At 50.8% G+C, this 15,461-nt stretch carries 16 protein-coding genes; 12 read left to right on the forward strand and 4 right to left on the reverse strand.

Annotated elements, in window-relative coordinates; genetic code table 11:
• Positions 1-44 precede the first annotated feature (44 nt).
• The gene (locus QQZ17_RS01165; RefSeq protein ID WP_152402299.1) at positions 45-596 is read right to left on the reverse strand and encodes a hypothetical protein; all 552 of its coding nucleotides are present in this window, start codon (positions 594-596) and stop codon (positions 45-47) included.
• A 280-nt stretch (positions 597-876) separates the two neighbouring features.
• Between QQZ17_RS01165 and QQZ17_RS01170 the strand changes: the two genes are divergently transcribed.
• Positions 877-1,500: a DNA-binding protein gene (locus tag QQZ17_RS01170; RefSeq protein ID WP_152402297.1), complete on the forward strand. Its 624-nt coding sequence runs from the start codon at positions 877-879 to the stop codon at positions 1,498-1,500.
• Here QQZ17_RS01170 and QQZ17_RS01175 read toward each other — a convergent pair.
• Complete coding sequence (locus tag QQZ17_RS01175; RefSeq protein WP_152402295.1) at positions 1,497-2,021, reverse strand: HD family hydrolase; 525 nt, start codon at positions 2,019-2,021, stop codon at positions 1,497-1,499. The genes QQZ17_RS01170 and QQZ17_RS01175 overlap by 4 nt on opposite strands.
• Positions 2,022-2,188: 167 nt before the next feature.
• A complete protein-coding gene (locus tag QQZ17_RS01180) occupies positions 2,189-2,764 on the reverse strand; it encodes an LOG family protein (protein WP_152406263.1) in 576 nt (191 codons plus the stop codon).
• An 842-nt stretch (positions 2,765-3,606) separates the two neighbouring features.
• On the opposite strand from QQZ17_RS01180, the gene QQZ17_RS01185 reads away from it, so the two are divergent.
• The 11 genes from QQZ17_RS01185 to QQZ17_RS01235 all read left to right on the forward strand — a co-directional run bounded on the left by QQZ17_RS01185 (position 3,607) and on the right by QQZ17_RS01235 (position 14,681).
• Positions 3,607-4,212 (forward strand): tyrosine-type DNA invertase, encoded by a 606-nt coding sequence (locus tag QQZ17_RS01185; protein ID WP_152406262.1) that lies wholly within the window; start codon positions 3,607-3,609, stop codon positions 4,210-4,212.
• A 468-nt stretch (positions 4,213-4,680) separates the two neighbouring features.
• On the forward strand, positions 4,681-5,277 hold the full coding sequence (locus tag QQZ17_RS01190) for a tyrosine-type DNA invertase (RefSeq protein WP_152402293.1): 597 nt from the start codon (positions 4,681-4,683) through the stop codon (positions 5,275-5,277).
• A 494-nt stretch (positions 5,278-5,771) separates the two neighbouring features.
• A complete protein-coding gene (gene fimA / locus QQZ17_RS01195) occupies positions 5,772-6,320 on the forward strand; it encodes a type 1 fimbrial major subunit FimA (RefSeq protein WP_152402290.1) in 549 nt (182 codons plus the stop codon).
• 68 nt (positions 6,321-6,388) lie between these two features.
• Positions 6,389-6,928, forward strand: a complete 540-nt coding sequence (locus QQZ17_RS01200) for a fimbrial protein (protein ID WP_152402289.1) — start codon at positions 6,389-6,391, stop codon at positions 6,926-6,928.
• Between the two features lie 56 nt (positions 6,929-6,984).
• Complete coding sequence (locus tag QQZ17_RS01205) at positions 6,985-7,686, forward strand: fimbria/pilus periplasmic chaperone (protein ID WP_284554097.1); 702 nt, start codon at positions 6,985-6,987, stop codon at positions 7,684-7,686.
• Positions 7,687-7,763: 77 nt separating this feature from the next.
• On the forward strand, positions 7,764-10,400 hold the full coding sequence (locus QQZ17_RS01210; RefSeq protein WP_152402287.1) for a fimbrial biogenesis usher protein: 2,637 nt from the start codon (positions 7,764-7,766) through the stop codon (positions 10,398-10,400).
• Positions 10,401-10,410: 10 nt separating this feature from the next.
• Positions 10,411-10,938 carry a fimbrial protein gene (locus QQZ17_RS01215; RefSeq protein WP_152402285.1) on the forward strand — a complete coding sequence of 176 codons (528 nt, stop codon included), beginning with the start codon at positions 10,411-10,413 and terminating at the stop codon, positions 10,936-10,938.
• 12 nt (positions 10,939-10,950) lie between these two features.
• Positions 10,951-11,451 (forward strand): fimbrial protein, encoded by a 501-nt coding sequence (locus QQZ17_RS01220; protein ID WP_152402283.1) that lies wholly within the window; start codon positions 10,951-10,953, stop codon positions 11,449-11,451.
• Between the two features lie 16 nt (positions 11,452-11,467).
• Positions 11,468-12,373, forward strand: coding sequence for a fimbrial protein (locus QQZ17_RS01225; RefSeq protein ID WP_152402281.1), 906 nt, complete (start codon positions 11,468-11,470; stop codon positions 12,371-12,373).
• 16 nt (positions 12,374-12,389) lie between these two features.
• On the forward strand, positions 12,390-13,811 hold the full coding sequence (locus tag QQZ17_RS01230) for an EAL domain-containing protein (RefSeq protein WP_152402279.1): 1,422 nt from the start codon (positions 12,390-12,392) through the stop codon (positions 13,809-13,811).
• Between the two features lie 186 nt (positions 13,812-13,997).
• Complete coding sequence (locus tag QQZ17_RS01235; RefSeq protein ID WP_152754354.1) at positions 13,998-14,681, forward strand: helix-turn-helix transcriptional regulator; 684 nt, start codon at positions 13,998-14,000, stop codon at positions 14,679-14,681.
• Between the two features lie 13 nt (positions 14,682-14,694).
• Here the strand turns inward: QQZ17_RS01235 and QQZ17_RS01240 are convergent, their stop codons facing one another.
• A complete protein-coding gene (locus QQZ17_RS01240; protein WP_152402277.1) occupies positions 14,695-15,330 on the reverse strand; it encodes an acyl-homoserine-lactone synthase in 636 nt (211 codons plus the stop codon).
• Between the last annotated feature and the right edge of the window lie 131 nt (positions 15,331-15,461).

Consider the following 15,461-nt stretch of genomic DNA (forward strand, 5'->3'; position numbering starts at 1 on the left):
CGAACTACCGCCGTCAGCTCTGGGCTTAACAGGGCTGACGTTTTTTACAAAAACATCGTCTCTTCCAGTAAATTCTCTTTGATTAGCAGCAGATCGTGGACCCTGTGGCCCCCCAATTTCTTGCACGCGAGATTGCGATAGGTGTATACCCGTTTCGGAGGCAACGCCAATGATTCGGCAATCAGGTTAATATCTTTTCCCTGCAGCGATTCACAAATAATCATTTTCTCGACGCGATTGAGAATATGATTCCGGATAACCTGCCGCTTTTCCATGCTCGCCAGACGCGTAATAATCATCGTCAGTGCCAGCAGGGATTGTCGGGCACTGACAATCATGTCGGCATCAAATACCAGTGCGCTGCGTTCAGAATTCAGTATAATCAGCAACTTACATTTTTTGTTGAGACGGGATATTTCCCTGGCACAACTTTTGTTGAACAGATTGAGATGCAAAATCACGGTATCGTCGAAAGTGAGTTTTTCTACAGGCAAGTGGTGCATGGTTTCTTTCACAATTTCCAGGTTGGCCTCTTTTGCCAACAAGACTATCCCGTCCTGCAAAAAGTTATTGTTGCTTATAATATATATCGTCATCGCTTTTACTTCCGTATTAATAATCCATTTAACTTGCCGTTTATTTCCGTTCTGCTATATCATCTGGCGCGGTATTAAAACTATATTAGGAAATAATTGAATACCTCAATTAAAAAGTCTTAACTGACATGATTTTCCTAACTCATTGAAAATATAGATTTTAGTTTGGATTCTTAAACATTCTTAAATGGATGACAATTCGTCTCTTTCTGTATTCTGTCTCTTTCTCTATGCTATGTTGTGCCACTAGCGCACAGGCAGATGGGATGGGGGGAAAAAAATGACCAGGCGTATCGATTACCTGATTGAGAAATATCACTTCACTGAAATCAACGAGTCGCCGCGTATTACCCGCCAATGGCAGGAGGTTCTGGCGGAGTGCCAACAAGAGAACGCTGGCGTTGAAGAACGACTGCGTATTGCGCTGCTCAACGTCGATTACGTGACCAGCTTCGAACTGCCCTTTCGTTTACTGCTCACCCGCACCCCGCAACTGATCGATAAACTGCGGAAAGAGTTTGCCCTCACCCAAAAAAACGTCCTGATTAATGATAAACGCCGTGGGCAGGTTTACAGCATCAGTGCCGATCTCAGTCGCGTCCCCGATGCCTTTCGTTATCGTCTGTCGTCGCGTATTCGCCGTATGGATGAGGAAAGGATTACCACGGCCCCCTATCAGCAGGTAGCCAGTCAGACAAAACACCCCGAAGAACGGCTTCGCCTGGCGCTGGAGAGCGGTTTGCAGGTTAACGCCCTGGATGGGCTGTTCTGGTTGGGGATCCAGCGAATTGCCGCAGATATACAGCGGCTCCGCGCATCGGGAATGCCTGTTCAGGCGTCGGATGTCGAGGTGTTCGATTCACTGACCGGGACGCACAGAACCGTGACGGCATACCATCTTTAACCCGTTGTCAGTTCCTGAAAGCGGGATAAAAAAAGCGCTCGCGCCTGCCGTGGCATCAGCGGATTGACGGTCAGCCGCGTCGTGGGCGACACGCCTGCCAGCATCGGCCAGTCATTTCCGGGATCCAACTTGAGATCGCGCCGCTCGGTCGCCAGCACCATCAGATCCACCTGCTTGATCACCTTGCTCGGCGTGAGAGGAAGATGAAAACGCTGACGAATGGCGTTGTCCAGCCGCGCTTCAATCTCTTTGTACTCAGGAAGCAAACGCTTTAGCGGCGAGGGAAGATCCTGGCAATAGGCCTCAGCGGCATCGTGCAGCAGCGCTTCAAGCGCAAACTCTGGCGGTGTTAACTGGCTGCACAGAACCACGTGCTGGGCGACGCTGTAAAATTCAGGCACATGTCCGGCAAAGCGACAGATGTTCGACAGTGCCACAGCGATGTCTTCAATCACGATATGTTCCGGTCGAATATCGCTGTAGTCAATGTGTTGCCCGGTTAAGGTGGCGATAAATTTCATCCGTTCTCCTGTTTCCTTACCGTTTTTGCCCGCGTCAGCGGTGCCAGGACATCCCTGAAGACACTACGTACTTACATTTATCCTGTAAATATCTTTTAACGCTCATCGCACGCCTTCCCAGGGAACTCAACGCTGAGAAGGCGTTTGGCTGATGGGCTGTCACAGCCTTAATTCCGGCTCGCCGTCCACTTGGAAGCGGGCGGCGTATACGTCGCAAAATACTCAACAATTTCCGGCAAGGAATCGGAGAAAAACAGCATATCCACGTAGCTCTGCTTCATAAAACCTTCATCGGCCATCTTCTGTACCATGGCCTGCAACGGTTGGTAAAAATCGTTCATGTTATAAAACGCGCAGGGCTTGTTATGGATGCCCAGTTGCCCCCACGTCCACTGCTCAAAAATCTCTTCCAGGGTGCCAGCCCCGCCGGGTAAGGCGATAAAAGCAGAAGACAGCGCCGCCATGCGATCTTTACGCTGGTGCATATTCTCAACGACCTGCAAATCTGTCAGCCCGGTATGCGCAATTTCACGTTCAAGCAAAGACACGGGGATCACCCCCGTCACGTGCCCACCGTGTTGCAGGGCAGAATCCGCCACGGCCCCCATCAATCCAACCCGACCACCACCAAAAACAATACCCAGTCCAGCCTGGGCCAGAAAGGTTCCGGCTTCGCGCGCGGCCTGCATGTAAACAGGAGCATGACCTTCAGATGAACCGCAAAAAATACCGATAGACTTCATATAATTTCCTTCAGTCATCACCCAATCCGTAAATCTTCAGTAACGCAATGTCGGAACAGCATAATTCAAAGGGACGCAATACACTATGTCAGACTGAAAAAAGAAAGTACCGATCATGTGAGTTCCAGTAATTACCAAAATGAGGCGTAATGTCAGCAGCAATACAATATCAGAAAACTGCGGTGTCTCTTTAGAACGCTACCCGTAAACACCTTTGTCCGGACAAGAGTAATTTCAAGCGTTATTATTCCGCCGCTCACGTTTTATTTGTCGCAAAATATTTCATCACATTTGTATTCTAATTTCACCACCCGCCCCTGTCAGTCAAATATACCCGTATCATTGCACCTTTCGCATGATAAACCGGGAGCATTTTGCTCCCGGTTAAATACCCGGCACATCTCTTAACGCGGTTGTCATACCTATTATGACTATTCTCTCTGTGATTTTTGCAGTATTGTTTACTCATTGTTGTAGTTCTACAGTGAATGCTAGCGAGGTTGTTATGTTGTTCTCCGCCTTCAGCGAAGTCCCTTGCACATCATTCAGGATGTTCCAGAATGGACTCGATCTTAGAGCAGCAATAAATTTTTTTGATTCAGCAAGATAACCCCGAGCACAAGATAAGAGGAGGCTACCAGTCGATAATGGCACGACGTTATGACGTAACAACATACAGCCATTTTCATTATCCGGTTAAGTCTTTCTGTGACGTAGCGGTGTTGTATACGATTTACGCCTACCGTGCTGTACTAATAAATAATGAGCTAAAACCGGATAAGACCATTGGATTAATGGGAATCAGCAGAATGAGTGCACACCTGCAATCAAAAGGGAACCTAATGAAAAACAGCGCAGATAATAAGAAGAGGAATTTTTTGACTCAAAATGAAATAGAGTCGCTTCTCAAAGCAGCAAATACCGGACCAAACGCTACCCGCAATTACTGTCTGACATTACTGTGTTTTATTCATGGATTTCGCGCCAGCGAAATCTGTCGCCTGCAAATTTCAGATATTGATATCAAATCACGATGCATTTATATTCACCGTCTGAAAAAGGGGTTTTCGACAACGCATCCATTATTAAGTGAAGAAATTCAGGCATTAAAGAACTGGTTGGTTATTCGTGCCACCTATCCCGATTCCAACAGTGAGTGGTTATTTTTATCAAGAAAAGGGAATCCTCTTTCTCGCCAACAGTTTTATCAAATCATTTCAGCCTCGGGCGATCACGCAGGACTCCCGCTTGAAATTCATCCACATATGCTTCGTCACTCTTGCGGTTTTGCGTTAGCCAATATGGGGATCGACACCCGTCTCATCCAGGATTACCTGGGGCACCGTAACATTCGCCATACCGTCTGGTACACTGCCAGTAATGCAGGTCGATTTTACGGTATCTGGGATGACGCTAAACTCAAACAGCATAATGCTATTTCACTGTGACATTTTCAACGCCATGGATGGTGTTAAAAAACAACCCCGTGGCCTACGAGACATTAATAATATTTAACCTTATGTTTATTATGCTTATTATTCACGCATATCTTTATTTGCATTAAAATTAAACAATTTTATTATATCCCTGTAATTAACAATGATATGTCTTTTACCAAAGTTAACGTTTCATCAAACAAACCTTCGCTGGAATCACTACCGTCTGTAACTATTTTTCTTTTAAATTTATACACCTGACTTTGTCTACCACAGACGCTATTGTCGCACCTGATAAAATCAATAAAAATAAGATTTATCATGTAGCAATAATAGCTGCGTGTGTAAAAGTGATGTAATCACAAACTGTGATTAATCCCCTAAATATAATATGCCTTTAACATCGCAGATTATTTTTTAATCGCATGATGTTGGCTACAGGCGTTCACTATCAGAAACATATTTCAGGAGTAATGTATTGTGAATCGACGTCGTTATCTTACCGGCAAAGAAGTACACGCTATGATGTTGGCCGCCCGGCATGGCGCGACCGGGGAGCGAGATTATTGCCTTATTTTACTGGCATTCCGTCACGGTATGCGCATCAGTGAACTCCTCGATCTGCATTACCGCGACTTCGATCTTAACGAGGGACGAATCAATATCCGTCGACTAAAAAACGGTTTTTCCACCATCCATCCACTGCGTTTTGATGAGCGTGAGGCCGTTGAACGCTGGAGTCAGGCGCGAGCAGACTGGAGAGGCGCAAGTCGGACTGACGCCGTGTTTATCTCCCGCCGGGGGACACCGCTTTCTCGCCAACAAGCGTATCGTATTATTCGGGCTGCAGGCATTGATGCCGGAACCGTCACCCATACCCATCCCCATATGTTACGTCACGCCTGCGGTTATGAACTTGCCGAAAGGGGGGCAGATACGCGCCTGATTCAGGATTATCTTGGCCACCGTAATATTCGCCATACCGTCCGTTACACCGCCAGCAACGCCGCACGTTTTGCCGGATTATGGGAGAGGAGCAGTCTGTTAGAAGTCATTTCACAGGAGAAAAAGAAATAAGATAACTTATTGATATAGAAAGGGAAGTCTTTGCATGAATAGGTCAATTGGGGCCAAACTGTTTATATCATAAAAAAAATGCGTAAAGCTTTGCAACTAACAAGTTGAGCATTATCAAAAATCACTAATTATCTCGTTGATTAGAATAGCATTATCCTCAATATTTTTTCTCACCCACCTCCGCGTTTAAAGACTTTTGGGATTTCGCCCTCTGAACCCTGCCCTGTATCCGTCCGCCTGTTAAAAATCACAATGCAGTTTTTTGTATTTATAAAGCACAAAAAGAAAACATAAAAATCCAACAAATAAAAAAATTAGCGCCATTTCAAGACATTTATCCCAATGAGTCAAAATGGCCCCAATTGTCTCATTCGTTGGGCGAAAACTGTGCAGAACCGGCAGTCGTACCATTCTGTTGAAACATGGAATGCCTGGAAGGCATAACGACTGCCCATTTGGGTTCGTTATATCGATATTGTTTAAAGGAAAACAGCATGAAAATTAAAACACTGGCTATCGTTGCTATGTCAGCTCTGTCTCTGGCTTCCGCGGCGGCTCTGGCCGATACCACCACGGTAAACGGCGGTACAGTGCATTTTAAAGGGGAAGTCGTTAACGCCGCCTGCGCCGTCGATGCCGGTTCTGTCGATCAAACCGTACAGCTTGGTCAGGTTCGCTCGGCAAAACTGGCGACGGCGGGCAGTACCAGTTCTTCCGTCGGTTTCAACATTCAGCTTGATGACTGTGATACCAGCGTATCAACCAAAGCCTCTGTGGCTTTCTCTGGCACGGCGATTGATACCACCAATAACACCGTACTGGCGTTGCAGAGCTCCGCAGCCGGTAGCGCCACCAACGTTGGCGTCCAGATCCTCGACAACAAAGGCACCCCACTGGCGCTGGACGGCGCAACCTTTAGCGCCGCGACAACCCTGAACGATGGCACCAACATCATCCCGTTCCAGGCCCGTTACTTTGCAACGGGCGCAGCAACAGCCGGTACTGCTAACGCTGACGCCACCTTCAAAGTTCAATACCAGTAATTCATCAGGCAGGGAAGCGAATGGGGCCAGGACGGCCTGTTATCCGCAATGGGACTGAGGTGATAACGATGCACAGGATGAAATCAGGACTGCTGATGCTTTTACTCCCCGCCTGCGCGCTGGCTGGAAACAAGTGGAATGTCACGTTGCCCGGCGGAAGCATGCGTTTCCAGGGCGTCATCATTGCCGAATCCTGCCGTGTTGAGGCAGGCGATCGTCAGATGACCGTGCAAATGGGGCAGATCAGCAGCAATCGATTTCATGCGGCAGGGGAAGATGCCAACCCTGTCCCTTTCGACATTCATCTCCAGGAGTGCAATACAGCCGTAAGCCAACGTGTCGGGGTGACGTTTCATGGCATTGCCGATGGGAAAAACCCCGATGTCCTCTCCGTGGGAGAAGGGCCAGGGATCGCCACCGGTATTGGGATAGCGTTATTTGATCAAGAAGGCAGCCAACTTCCTCTTAACCTTCCACCGGTTAGCGGATCGCGCCTCTACAGCGGGCCAACCACACTGCATTTCGTAGCGAAATATCGTTCTACCGGACGTCAGGTCACCGGAGGAACCGCCAACGCACAGGCCTGGTTCTCTTTGACCTACCAGTAATTAACCCGCAGAGATATCGAATACAGGAAATAACGGTGAGAACAACAGGGGTAAACATGAAAAAAACACGCACAATGATGCGCCGTCTGCTGGCAGGCGTGCTGCTGGTAACCGCTATGGGATCCTTCACCCAGGCCGAAGCGGGCGTGGCGCTGGGCGCGACTCGGGTGATTTATCCGGCGGGTCAAAAACAGGTGCAACTGGCGGTCACCAACAATGATGACAACAGTACGTATCTGCTCCAGTCATGGGTTGAAAATGCCGAGGGCGTCAAAGACGGACGCTTTGTCGTTACCCCGCCACTGTTTGCCATGCAGGGAAAAAAAGAGAACACCTTGCGTATTCTCGATGCGACCAATAATCAGTTGCCCCAGGACCGGGAAAGTCTGTTCTGGATGAATGTCAAAGCGATCCCGTCGATGGACAAATCGAAGCTCAGCGACAACACCCTACAGTTGGCCATTATCAGCCGCATTAAGCTGTATTACCGTCCGGCCGGACTCGCACTGTCGCCGGATCAGGCCCCCGAAAAACTCACCTTTCGCCGTAGCGCAGGCTCGCTGACGTTGATCAATCCAACGCCGTACTACCTGACGGTGACTGAACTCAGCGCGGGCACCCGAACGCTGGAAAATGCACTCGTTCCACCGATGGGCGAAACCCGCGTGGCATTACCCGCCGATGCAGGCAGCGAAATTACCTATAAGACCATTAATGACTATGGCGCGCTGACGCCGCGCATGAAAGGCGCAATGTAATAACGCACGGGGAAACCAGCGTCATCCCTGAATAAAAAAAGAACTGACAGCCGGGTGATCTCGAACCGGAGGGACTAATGTCATATCTGAAATTTGGACTCGACCGTTTGAGCTCCCGCCGTATACGGCAGTACGCGCCACGTTTGGCAGGCATCATTGCGCAGACAGCCCTTGCCCTTCTGCTCGTTTTGCAGACATTTTCCGCGCGGGCAGAGCTCTATTTTAACCCGCGTTTTCTGGCGGACGATCCATCTGCCGTCGCGGATCTTTCCGGTTTTGAGAAAGGGCATGAGTTGCCCCCCGGCACGTACCGCGTCGATATCTGGCTGAATGACGGGTATATGACCACCCGCGATGTCACCTTCCATGCCAGCGAAAACAGTCACGAATTGGCTCCTTGCCTGACGCGTGGACAACTCGCGGCGATGGGGCTTAACACCGCATCAGTGAATGGAATGGATGCGCTGGCGACCGACGCCTGCGTTCCGTTAACGGAGATGATTAAAGACGCTACCGCACGTTTAGACGTGGGGCAACAGCAGTTGCACCTGACTATCCCTCAGGCGTTTATGGGTAATCAGGCGCGGGGCTACATCCCGCCGGAACAATGGGATAACGGTATTACGGCAGGGTTACTGAACTACAACTTCACAGGTAACACTGTCCAGAACGACATCGGCGGCAGCAGCAATTATGCATATCTGAACCTGCAAAGTGGGCTTAACCTTGGTGCGTGGCGTCTGCGTGACAATACCACGTGGAGCTACAGTAGCGGCGGTGGATCTTCTGGTAATGACAACACATGGCAGCACGTCAATACCTGGCTGGAACGGGATATCACGCCGTTACGCTCGCGCCTGACGCTCGGCGATAGCTATACCAACGGCGATGTCTTTGACGGTATTAACTTTCGCGGCGCGCAACTCGCCTCTGATGACAATATGCTGCCGGACAGCCAGAAAGGTTTCGCCCCCGTGATCCACGGTATTGCCCGCGGTACGGCACAGGTCTCCATCAAACAAAACGGCTATGAGATCTATCACAGCACGGTACCGCCCGGCCCCTTCACCATTAGCGATCTTTATGCCGCAGGTAACGGTGGCGATCTGCAGGTCACCATCAAGGAAACCGACGGCAGCAGCCAGAATTTCACCGTTCCTTACTCCTCGGTTCCGGTGCTGCAACGTGAAGGCCACACCCGTTATGCCGTCACCGCCGGAGAGTACCGTAGCGGTAACGATCAGCAGGAAGAACCGACGTTCTTTCAGAGCACCGTACTCCACGGCCTTCCGGCAGGCTGGACCCTGTACGGCGGCACTCAACTGGCGGACCGCTACCGCGCCTTCAATCTGGGGGTGGGGAAAAATATGGGGGTGTTGGGGGCGCTGTCGGTAGATGTCACTCAGGCCAATGCCACCCTGCCCGATGACAGCAAACATCAGGGGCAGTCGGTACGTTTTCTCTATAACAAATCACTGAGCGACGTTGGCACGAACATCCAGTTGGTGGGCTATCGCTACTCCACACGCGGTTATTTTAGCTTTGCCGATACCACTTACCGTCGTATGAGCGGCTATAGCGTTGAAACGCAGGATGGGGTCATTCAGGTACAGCCAAAATTCACGGATTACTACAACCTCGCCTATAACAAGCGCGGCAAAGTGCAGGTGAGTCTGACCCAACAGTTAGGCCGCACCGCCACGCTCTATCTGAGCGGAAGCCACCAGACATACTGGGGCACCGACAGCGCCGACGAACAGTTGCAGGCTGGGTTGAACACCGCCATCGACGATATCAACTGGACACTGAGTTACAGCCTGACCAAAAACGCCTGGCAGGAGGGGCGCGATCAGATGCTCGCGATTAACGTCAATATCCCCTTCAGCCACTGGTTGCGATCGGACAGCCAGTCCGTCTGGCGACACGCCAGCGCCAGCTACAGCATGTCGAACGACCTTAACGGTCGAATGACCAACCTGGCGGGGCTGTATGGCACCTTGCTGGAAGACAATAACCTCAGCTACAGCGTGCAAACCGGCTATGCGGGCGGCGGTGAAGGTAACAGCGGCAGCACAGGCTATGCCGCGTTGAACTACCGCAGCAGTTACGGCAACGCCAACGTCGGTTACAGCCGTAGTGACGGTCTCAAACAGCTCTATTACGGGATGAGCGGTGGCGTACTGGCGCATGCCAACGGCGTCACGCTGAGCCAACCGCTCAATGACACGGTGGTGTTAATAAAAGCACCGGGCGCTGAGGGCGTGAAAGTCGAAAACCAGACCGGAGTCCGTACCGACTGGCGGGGTTACGCCGTCCTGCCTTACGCCACCGAATACCGCGAAAACAGGGTTGCGCTGAATACCAATACGCTCGCCGACAACGTTGATCTCGATGATGCCGTCATCAACGTCGTACCCACGCACGGTGCGATCGTCCGTGCCGAATTTAATGCCCATGTCGGGATGAAACTGCTGATGACGCTAATCCACAACGGCAAACCGGTTCCGTTTGGCGCGATGGTCACTTCTGACAGCAATAAAAGCGGCAGCATCGTCGCCGATAACGGTCTGGTTTATCTAAGCGGCATGCCGCTGGCGGGAAAGGTGCAGGTGAAATGGGGGAACGCTGCGAGCGCCAGTTGCGTGGCGGATTACCGCCTGACCGCAGAGAACCAGCAACAACGACTCATTCAGCTCACGGCGGAGTGCCGCTAAGGACATGATGATGAAAAAACGTCTTTATCTGCTGGGTGTCGTTTTCTCGCTGGCTGCCGCTAACGCGCTTGCCGCCGACAGCACCATTACGATCAGCGGGTATGTCAGGGATAACGCCTGTGCTGTGGCGGGCGAATCCAAAGATTTTACTGTCGATCTACTGGATAACGCGGCAAAACAGTTCAGCCGCGTCGGCGCGACCACGCCTCCCGTCCCGTTCCGTATTGTGCTCTCCCCCTGCGGCAGTTCAGTCACTGCGGTGAAGGTCGGTTTTACTGGTATTCGTGATAACGACAACACCCATTTATTGCAACTCGACAGCGGAAACTCGGCGGCGGCCGGAATGGGGATCCAGATCCTCAACGGACAGCAGACGGAGCTGCCCCTCAATGCCGGATCATCCACCCTACCCTGGACCACCCTGACGCCCGGCCAGACCAACACGCTAAACTTTTATGCCCGCCTGATGGCGACGCAGGTGCCCGTCACGCCAGGACACGTTAATGCAACAGCGACATTCACTCTTGAATTTCAGTAAGCGGAGGCTCTGATGAGATGGTTTCAACCCGGCTGGCTACTGGCAGTAATACTGGCAGCCCCCTCAACGCTACAGGCAGCCGACGTGACAATTACCGTGAACGGAAAAGTGGTAGCGAAACCGTGCACGGTATCCACCACCAATGCCACCGTCGAGCTTGGCGATCTCTACACCTTCAGTCTGGTCTCGGCCGGTTCCACCTCCGCCTGGCATACCGTGGCGCTCGATCTGAGCAACTGTCCGGTCGGTACGTCCCGCGTTACAGCCAGCTTCAGCGGTACGGCCGACAGTACCGGCTATTACAAAAATCAGGGGAGCGCCGGAAATATCCAGCTTGAACTCCAGGATGACAGCGGTAACCGACTGAACACCGGCGCGACAAAGTCTGTTCAGGTGGATGACGCCACGCAGGCCACCCGTTTTCCTTTACAGGTCAGAGCGATATCCGTCAACGGCGGCGCAACCCAGGGAACTATCCAGGCCGTGATTAACGTGACCTACACCTATGCCTGACCAGGAGAGTATGTTAATGAAAAAAATCATCACCCTGCTGACGACGTTGCTACTGTTGGGCTGGTCGGTCAATGCCTGGTCCTTCGCCTGCAAAACCGCTAGCGGGGCGACAATTCCTATTGGCGGCGGCAGCGCTAATGTCTATGTCGACCTCGCACCGGCGGTGAACGTCGGGCAAAACCTGGTCGTCGATCTCTCAACGCAGATTTTTTGTCACAACGATTATCCTGAAACCATAACCGACTATGTCACTCTCCAGCAGGGGTCCGCTTACGGCGGCGTGTTAGCGAGTTTTTCCGGCACAGTAAAATACAACGGTTCCAGCTACCCGTTTCCCACCACCAGCGAAACCGCGCGGATGATCTATGACTCGAAAATCGATAAACCCTGGCCGACCGTACTGTATCTGACGCCGATCAGCTCTGCCGGCGGCGTGGCGATAAGCACCGGAACGCTTATTGCCAAACTGATTCTCCGCCAGACCAACAGCAAAGACAGCGATGACTTTCAGTTCGTCTGGAACATCTACGCCAACAACAATGTGGTCATTCCTACCGGCGGCTGCGACGTCTCCGCCCGCGACGTGACGGTGACCCTGCCTGACTACCCAGGCTCCATGCCCATCCCTCTGACCGTTTACTGCGCGCAAAGCCAGAAACTGGCGTATTACCTCTCGGGAACCACGGCGGATTCCGCCAGTTCAATCTTCACCAATACCGCATCGTCCTCTCCGGCATTGGGCATTGGCGTCCAACTCACGCGCAACGGCAGTGTCGTCCCCACCAACAGCACCGTGTCATTAGGGACGGTCAGCACCTCTGCCGTGAGCCTCGGCTTAACGGCCAATTACGCGCGAACCAGCGGACAGGTTACGGCGGGAAATGTTCAGTCAATCATCGGGGTGACGTTTGTTTATCAGTGATACGGGAAGCCCCACGATGGACTACATTCTGTCGCCCTGCCCCTATGCTGGCGAAGGACTCGCAAGGATGATGGCGTCAGACCGCCAGCAGTTGACGCAACTGGACGCACAGTCGCTGGATATTTCGGCGCTTCCCGCCCTGGCGCCAGCACGCCGAATCGTGGTGTTTCTTCCTGACGATCCCCTTGGGTTGCTCACGACGCTGCAGCAAGCGGCGGTTTTGCTGGACCAGTCCGCCGCTCCCCTGCCGATGCTAATCCTTAGCCGCTGTCCTGACCGTTGGTTGTGGCACACGCTGGGGCATCTTGTTACCCGTCGCAGTCTGCTTAGCGAAATCCGGGTCGCCGCCTCCGACTTGCCAACTCGCTGCATTGCGGCACAGCTGCGCGGGCATGGATTTCAGGAGGCCCCTTTTCTGATGCAACGAGCAGAAAAAGCGAGGCTGGTTTATGGCAAACCGGCGGTTGGCCTCAGCAAACCTGAGCTAAACGCCATTCTGGATTTATTGCATGGATACAACATCATGGAGCGGGCACAACAGCAGGGTATCAGCCAAAAAACGCTTTATAACCAGAGGACATCAGGACTCAAAAAGATGGCAGAACATCACCCAAAACTGGCAGCACATTTTCCCGGCAATCCGGAAACCCGGCAGAACAGAAGCGGCATCAATCCGCTATCCCCCTTCGAACGTGAATTCGTCCATGCCATCCATTGCCGACAACTCTTTCCGGTATTTCAACCGATTGTTGATAGCACCCATCGATTACAGGGTGTGGAAATTCTCTCACGCTGGCGTCGCAATGGAACGGTCCTGCAACCCGGTGAATTTTTGCCACAGATACGCGCCGAATACGCCTGGCAGGTACTGACTGCGTTTGTTTTGCAGGAAGCCATACAGCGAATCAACCAGCATCCCGGGGAGTTTTATTTCTCACTGAACATCCCTGCCGCCATCGCCGGTCATGAATGCCTTCCGCGAATGCTGGAAACCGCAAAACAGCAGTTGCATTCGCCGCAGCGAACGGAGAGGCTGGTACTGGAATTTGCTGAAACCATCGATGTCAGTCAAAGAGGAAAAACCGCCGCGAACATCGACAAATTAAAACAGCTCGGCTTTCGTATTATGCTGGATGACTGCTTTTCACAAGGCAGCGTGATGTTTCCGGTCAGGCAGATCCAGTTTAGCGAATATAAGCTGGACAGGGGCATTATCAATGATATGCAACGCGATCCACACGCACTGGCGCTGATAAAAAGCCTGAACTATTACTGTATGCTGACAGGCAGTCGCTGCGTTGCCGAAGGGGTGGACAGTGCAGAGAAATTTGCGATATTAAAAGCCTTAGGTATCGATCGCTTTCAGGGATATCTCATCTCCCCGCCGGTAGGCGGGAATATGCTCGAAACGTTTATGGGCAACGCCATATCATTCTGATCAAACATGCTTTTCGCCTGCACGATAGCGAACTGGCATCAAATCAGACCTTTTCAGGCGGTAAACAGACTCGTCAAGAGGACAGAAAATATCGACTGTTGTGGGATAAGTCCATTTTGTCAGGCAACGAGGCAGGTTATACTTATTCAAACACTCATCTCAGAGGCAGCAGCTGGCGTGAAGGATATGTATTACAGCGATGAAGGGATCAATGCGTTAATCCAGAATGAACTGAATACGTTCATTAAGGACTACAAAAATACGGTCTACGCATATGCGATCATGAACAAGAAAGATCCCTCGCAAATGCAGATTATCAATAATAATCCTGAGTGGTTTGATATCTATCTTGAAAGAAAATATCAGTTTATTGACCCTGTTATTATTAGGGCATTAAGCAGCGTTGAGGATTTTTTCTGGGAGAACAAGGTTTTGCTGGCAAGCGGTTATAATCTTACCCGCATTTTCAGTGAAAGTTCTGAACACAATATTTTTCAGGGCCAAACGTTTCCCCTGCATGACTATCTGAATAATCTTGTCGTGTTGTCCATCATCAGCCAGAAGGATTCGGGTATTGAGATGGAAACCTGTCGTGCACATTTCATGCATTTTCTCATTCAGTTACATCAGAAGACACTCGATCTCTACAGTAAAGTTCATCAAAAAAAGAACGTTTTTTTGTCACCGCGTGAACGGCAGATTTTGAAATGGGTCAGTGCAGGTAAAACGTACGCTGAAGTCTCGGTTATTTTATCAATTGCTGAGCGAACCGTGAAATTTCATATGGGTAATGCGATGAAGAAGCTGGGCGTGAACAACGCCAGACATGCGGTAAAACTCGGAATGGAGCTCAGATTACTGGATAACTGAACTCCGTGCGCAATTACATACGGCGAAGTTGTTGAAGTATCTCGCGGAGCCAGTGGCTGTCCTTGTCTTTACTGATGATGCTTTCGACCGCGCTTTCACTTGCCGGCATAAAAATATAGTAGATAGTCTCACCTTTCTCAGAAAGACCTTTCTGAATCACGTCTATTTTCCAGTTAGCATGACGAAATATGGCATACATGCCGCGACTGGCAACGGCGTACATACCCCGATACTGTTTTTTCATGCAGTAGATGATCATCGCGAGGAACAGTGCCTTACTGGCTGGCATCCCGCGAAGATTCCCGGAATCACGTCTGGCTTTATCTAAAAACAGGCGACTCACTTCGCAACAGGGAATATCCGTGGGAAGGGCGATATTATCAAAGTACTCATGGAATATTTCGCTGATCATCGTCGGTTGCGTGGCGTCGATAAATCGGGCGCCGCACAGGATCTCTCCCCCATGCATGCCTAAAAGGTAAGTCGTGTTTTCGTTATCAAATTGATCCTTTTCCAGGCCATCAATACATTCCACTTTCCAGTCGAGTCGCTCACGAAATGTTCGGTTTCGCAGTCTGTAGAGTTCAGTGGCAAAACCTGACGGCAACTTATCGCGATCAAGCAAAAAAAACTCAACAAAAGAGTTCATTTATTCATTCCTGATAATAACATTCCGAAATTATTATCCCCTGTCTTTTAGGACAGCTTTTTTTTAGGGCGGGTCTTCCTTATACTTAAAAAATACCTGACTAATAGCGCTCGCGGCGCATACTAGTCAGG

The organism is Citrobacter sp. T1.2D-1 (assembly GCF_950098555.1).
GTDB classification, from domain to species: Bacteria; Pseudomonadota; Gammaproteobacteria; order Enterobacterales; family Enterobacteriaceae; genus Citrobacter_A; species Citrobacter_A telavivensis.

Excerpts from the sequence above, each read along its gene's own strand:
- QQZ17_RS01205 (WP_284554097.1), top strand. The coding sequence starts at position 6,985 with ATGAAAAAAACACGCACAATGATGCGCCGTCTGCTGGCAGGCGTGCTG.
- QQZ17_RS01225 (WP_152402281.1), top strand. The coding sequence starts at position 11,468 with ATGAAAAAAATCATCACCCTGCTGACGACGTTGCTACTGTTGGGCTGG.
- QQZ17_RS01210 (WP_152402287.1), top strand. The coding sequence starts at position 7,764 with ATGTCATATCTGAAATTTGGACTCGACCGTTTGAGCTCCCGCCGTATA.
- QQZ17_RS01235 (WP_152754354.1), top strand. The coding sequence starts at position 13,998 with ATGTATTACAGCGATGAAGGGATCAATGCGTTAATCCAGAATGAACTG.
- QQZ17_RS01185 (WP_152406262.1), top strand. The coding sequence starts at position 3,607 with ATGAAAAACAGCGCAGATAATAAGAAGAGGAATTTTTTGACTCAAAAT.
- QQZ17_RS01200 (WP_152402289.1), top strand. The coding sequence starts at position 6,389 with ATGCACAGGATGAAATCAGGACTGCTGATGCTTTTACTCCCCGCCTGC.
- QQZ17_RS01180 (WP_152406263.1), bottom strand. The coding sequence starts at position 2,764 with ATGAAGTCTATCGGTATTTTTTGCGGTTCATCTGAAGGTCATGCTCCT.
- QQZ17_RS01170 (WP_152402297.1), top strand. The coding sequence starts at position 877 with ATGACCAGGCGTATCGATTACCTGATTGAGAAATATCACTTCACTGAA.
- fimA (WP_152402290.1), top strand. The coding sequence starts at position 5,772 with ATGAAAATTAAAACACTGGCTATCGTTGCTATGTCAGCTCTGTCTCTG.
- QQZ17_RS01175 (WP_152402295.1), bottom strand. The coding sequence starts at position 2,021 with ATGAAATTTATCGCCACCTTAACCGGGCAACACATTGACTACAGCGAT.
- QQZ17_RS01240 (WP_152402277.1), bottom strand. The coding sequence starts at position 15,330 with ATGAACTCTTTTGTTGAGTTTTTTTTGCTTGATCGCGATAAGTTGCCG.
- QQZ17_RS01230 (WP_152402279.1), top strand. The coding sequence starts at position 12,390 with ATGGACTACATTCTGTCGCCCTGCCCCTATGCTGGCGAAGGACTCGCA.
- QQZ17_RS01215 (WP_152402285.1), top strand. The coding sequence starts at position 10,411 with ATGAAAAAACGTCTTTATCTGCTGGGTGTCGTTTTCTCGCTGGCTGCC.
- QQZ17_RS01220 (WP_152402283.1), top strand. The coding sequence starts at position 10,951 with ATGAGATGGTTTCAACCCGGCTGGCTACTGGCAGTAATACTGGCAGCC.
- QQZ17_RS01165 (WP_152402299.1), bottom strand. The coding sequence starts at position 596 with ATGACGATATATATTATAAGCAACAATAACTTTTTGCAGGACGGGATA.